Source organism: Actinomycetes bacterium (assembly GCA_035489715.1).
In the GTDB taxonomy this organism is placed as follows: domain Bacteria; phylum Actinomycetota; class Actinomycetes; order JACCUZ01; family JACCUZ01; genus DATHAP01.
Window position 1 is genome coordinate 1 of the sequence record DATHAP010000212.1, and the last position, 4502, is coordinate 4502.

A 4502-nucleotide genomic window follows, 5' to 3' on the forward strand; every position below is an offset into this window, starting at 1 on the left:
TGAGCTGACCAGGGCCGGCGGCAACGAGGTGGCGACCGACCCGCGCCTGACCCGGCTGCAGGACGCACTGGCCTCAGTTGTCGGGGTGCAGCTCGTGGGCCCGCCCAACGTCAGCAAGTCGGGCACCGCCGCGACCTTCACGGTGATCCCCACGACCCGGCCGGCCGACGCCGCCACCGCCGCACTGGTCGTGCAGCTGCGCGACGAGACCATCCCGCCGGGGGCGGGCCCGGGGGTGACCGCGTTCGTCGGAGGCAACACCGCGGCCAACGTCGACCTGGCGGACAAGATCACCAAGCAGCTGCCGCTGGTGATCCTCACCATCATCGGCCTGAGCTTCCTGCTGCTCATGGTCGCATTCCGGTCCCTGCTCATCCCGGTGCAAGCGGCGATCACCAACCTGCTCTCGGCGGGCGCGGCGTTCGGCGTGATGACCGTCTGCTTCCAGTGGGGGTGGGGACTGTCCATCACCGGCCCGGACAGCCCGTACGGCACGGTGCCGATCGCGAGCTACGTCCCCCTGATGATGATCGCCGCACTGTTCGGGCTGTCGATGGACTACGAGGTGTTCTTCGTCAGCCACCTCCAGCACGTGCACGCGGCGGGAGCGCCGGTCACTGAGTCGGTCCGCCGGGGGCTCGCCGCCAGCGCCAAGGTGATCGTCGCCGCCGCCGCCATCATGATGTCGGTGTTCGGCAGCTTCATCCTCAGCAGCGACCCGATCATCAAGCAGTTCGGCGTCGGGCTCTCGGTCGCCGTCTTCCTGGCCGGCCTGATGGTGATCCTTCTCGCTCCAGCCCTGCTCCTGGTCTTCGGCGAGCGGACCTTCTGGGTCCCGGCGTGGCTAGGCAAGGTGATGCCGCACCTCGACCTCGAAGGGCCGCCGCCCTCGGTGCCGGCCCCGCGTCCCCCGGCCGACGAGCAGGACCCGGTCGTCGACGTGGAACCGCCGGCACCGATGAGGGCGCAGTGATGAGTGCATCTCGCAGCACCGGCCGGCTCAGCCGGGGTTTCGTCGTCGCAGTCGTCGCAGTGGTCGCGGTCGTCGCCGTCCCGCTGCTGTCGGCCTGTGGCGCCGACGACGCGTCACCGGTGCCGGCCGCCGCGACCAAGGTCCCGGCCACGCTGTCGCCGACGACCACGCCGTCGCCCTCGGCCTCTCCCGTCGACATCGACCCGTGCTCCCTGGTGACGACCCAGCAGGTGCGCGAGGACCTCGGGGGCGATGTCGACGACCGGCAGACCGACCTGAGCGACCCGGCGGTCCCGACCTGCACCTGGCGGGTCACGGATTCGCAGCTGGGCACCGGGACGCTGCGGGTGGCGGTCACCGACACCGGCGGCACGGCCACGACGTTCCGCACCGTCGCCGCCGCCTACCCCTCGGCGACACCGATCACCGGCGTGGGTGACCAAGCCTACGACGTGTCGCCGATCGGGCAGGTGCTGGTCTTCCGGAAGGGCACCACCCTGACGGTGGCGGCCTCAGGCTTCACCAAGGACGGCGCCGACCCCGACCGGACAACGACGTCGTCGGTGCTCGCAGCAGTCGCGACCCGTGCGGCCGACGTGCTGTGACCGCCTGGTCAGCGGCCGCCCGCCGATCGCCCGCATACCGGGGGATTTTGAGCAGAACTTGGCGATCCGGTCGCTGATCTTGTGTCAGTCTCGCTCGCCGAGAGACCGTCACGTGCCCAGGAGGACCCATGAGGACCAGGCCCCGTCCGTCGCTCCGCTGCTCGCAGGTCGCCCGGCTGGGCGCCGCCGTCGTCGGCCTGGTGGCCGTCCTGGCGCTGGTCGTCCCCACGGCCGCCCCCGCGGCCACCAGCCGCCAGGCAGGCAATGGCCAGCTCTCGACGGCAAGCTCCGCGGTCGACCGCTCGGGGGTCCGGGGGGTCGCCTGGTACGTCGACGCGACCAGCAACCGGGTCGTGGTCACGGCCGACAGCTCGGTCTCCACCGGGGAGGTCGCCGCGATCAAGCGCGAGGCCGGCAACGCCGCGGGCGTCATCCGGGTCGAGCGGGCGGCGGGGGTGTTCCGCCCGCTGCTGTCGGCCGGTGACGCGATCTACGGCAACCGCTACCGCTGCTCCCTGGGCTTCAACGTGGTCAGGGGCGGCACGTACTACTTCCTGACCGCCGGCCACTGCGGCAAGTCCGAGAAGACCTGGTGGACCAGCTCGAACCACGGCACGCTCGTCGGCCCGACCATGGGCTACAGCTTCCCCGGCGACGACTTCGCCCTGGTGCGCTACGACAACGCCGCGGTGACCCACCCCGGCGGATTCGCCGTGGCCGACGCGGTCGTCGGCGAGTCGGTGACCCGCAAGGGCTCGACCACGGGCACCCGCACCGGTCGGGTGACCGCGCTCAACGTCTCCGTCCGCTACCAGGGCGGCGGCACCGTGCGCGGCATGATCCAGACCACCGTCTGCGCCGAGCCGGGCGACTCGGGTGGCGCGCTCTACGACGGGACGAAGGCGCTCGGGCTCACCTCCGGGGGCAGCGGCGACTGCCGGACCGGCGGCACCACGTTCTTCCAGCCGGTCCGCGAGGCCGCGAACGCGTACGGCGTCAGCGTCTACTGACACCGACCCGGACACGGCCGGAGGTTCCTCTGCTGCCAGACTTGCCAGGCCGCCGGGGGACGACAGGCCGAACCGAGAGTGCCGGAGGACGTTGTGGTCGGAGAGCTCGCGTTCCGGGCGTCGTTGCCGCGCACCGGTACGGCGTCGCGGGACGCCCGCCACGACCTGGCGTCGTGGCTCCCGCAGCGCTGCGGAGCGGCCGCCGCGGAGACCGCGGTGCTGCTGGCCTCCGAGCTGGTGACCAACGCCGTCGTCCACACCCGCAGCGCTGACCTCAAGCTTCGGGCGACGTGCGACGGCGACACCCTGCTGGTCGCTGTCGACGACGAGGCCGCCGCGCCGCCGGTGTGCTGCGACGCTGCACCGACGGGCGCCGGGCTCGCGCTGGTCGACTCGCTGGCCGCGCGCTGGGGCTGGGAGCGCCTGGGCACCGGCAAGCGGGTGTGGTTCGAGGTCCGCTGCGCCGGCCAGGGTGAAGCCACGCCGGGCTGAGCACCCGGGCGCGACCAGCGCGGCGACCGCTCACTCGGACGGCTCGGCCGCCACGGCTGGCAGCCGAGCGGCGTGGTCGGCCGGCGGACCTGGGACAGCCGGTTCCGAGCACGTGCCGGCTGGTGGAGAGTGACCTCGCCCTGGCGCTGCCGCAACAATCCGTTCAGGAACGCTTGATCTGAAGGGTCCGGCTGACGACCTACGGAGAGTGACGACCCGCTGGCGCGCTCGCCTGTCCCCGGTGTCGGTCACGCGCGTCCTGCTCGAGGACGGCGACGGGACCGGCCGGAGCAGGGTGCTGCGCGGCTACCTGGCCTGCGCCACCTGGGCGGTGGTCGGCCTGTACAGCCTCGCGGTGTGGCCCAGCCTGCCGGCGACGCACCACCAGGCGTGGTCGAACATCACCGTGCTGGCCGTCGTCGGCGCGGTCACGCTGGCCCTGCTGCCCTGGCGCCAGCTGCCCGATCGGACCGGCCCCGCCGTGGTGGTCTCCGGCAGTGTTGCGCTGGTCCTCGGCGTGGGTCTGAGCACCGGTCAGCTGCTGCAGTACCTGGTCGCGCTGGCGCTGGTCTTCGGCTACACCGGCATCACCTGCAGCGCAGGCGCCTCGCTGCGGCTCGGCGTCCTGCTCGAGCTCGCCCTGCTGGTCACGACGCTGGGCCGGCAGGAGCACCACCTCCTGCAGCTGGCGCTCGGGCTCGGGCTGTACGCCGTCCTCGGCAGCATCGTCGGCCTGATCACCACCAGCCTGCGCGAGGAGCACGAGACCCGCGAGCGGGTCAACCAGGCCCTGATCCTCCTGCTGGCCACGACGAACGTCGGCGAGGCCGCCGCTCTCGCCGCACGGCTCGGCACGGACCTGCTCGGTGTCGACGGCTCCGGCGTCCTGCTCGCCGACGAGCCGGGCTCGACCATGTTCCGTGGGGTCGCCGGTGTCGGCGCGGGCGAGGACCTGCGCGACGTCGAGATCGACATCGCCAAGGAGACGACGGCGCTCGGTCGCGCGGTCGCCACCGGCCGGCCGCTCTACGTCGAGGACACGTCCACCAGCCCGTTGGTCTCCCAGCGGTTCGTCGGCCGGCTCGGCGCCGGGACCGTGCTCTACCTCCCGGTCCCGGGTGAGGGCGGCGTGCTCGGCGTCCTCGCACTCTGGTGGTCCGTGCCCGGGCACGCGCTCGACCACGACCACGACAGCGCGCTCACCCTGCTGTCGGTCCAGCTGGGCCAGGTGCTCGAGCGGCACCAGCGGCTGGACCGTCTCGACACAGACGCGCACAGCGACTCGCTCACCGGCCTGGGCAACCGCCGCCGCTTCGACCTCGCCCTCGGCGGGATGCCGGTCGGCGGCGGCGTGCTGCTGCTCGACCTCGACCGCTTCAAGGCCGTCAACGACACCCTCGGCCACACGGTCGGCGACGAGGT

5 protein-coding genes are annotated in these 4502 nt (G+C 72.7%); all 5 read left to right on the forward strand.

What is annotated here, in order from left to right:
- A partial coding sequence (locus VK640_17040; GenBank protein HTE74884.1) for an MMPL family transporter occupies positions 1-973 on the forward strand: 973 nt, incomplete at its 5' end.
- Entirely contained in the window at positions 973-1578 is a 606-nt protein-coding gene (locus VK640_17045) for a DUF3558 family protein (protein ID HTE74885.1), read from the forward strand. The genes VK640_17040 and VK640_17045, both read left to right, overlap by 1 nt.
- A 128-nt stretch (positions 1579-1706) precedes the next feature.
- A complete protein-coding gene (locus tag VK640_17050; GenBank protein ID HTE74886.1) occupies positions 1707-2588 on the forward strand; it encodes a S1 family peptidase in 882 nt (293 codons plus the stop codon).
- Positions 2589-2681: 93 nt separating this feature from the next.
- Positions 2682-3080 (forward strand): ATP-binding protein, encoded by a 399-nt coding sequence (locus tag VK640_17055; protein HTE74887.1) that lies wholly within the window; start codon positions 2682-2684, stop codon positions 3078-3080.
- A 241-nt stretch (positions 3081-3321) separates the two neighbouring features.
- A partial coding sequence (locus tag VK640_17060; protein HTE74888.1) for a GAF domain-containing protein occupies positions 3322-4502 on the forward strand: 1181 nt, incomplete at its 3' end.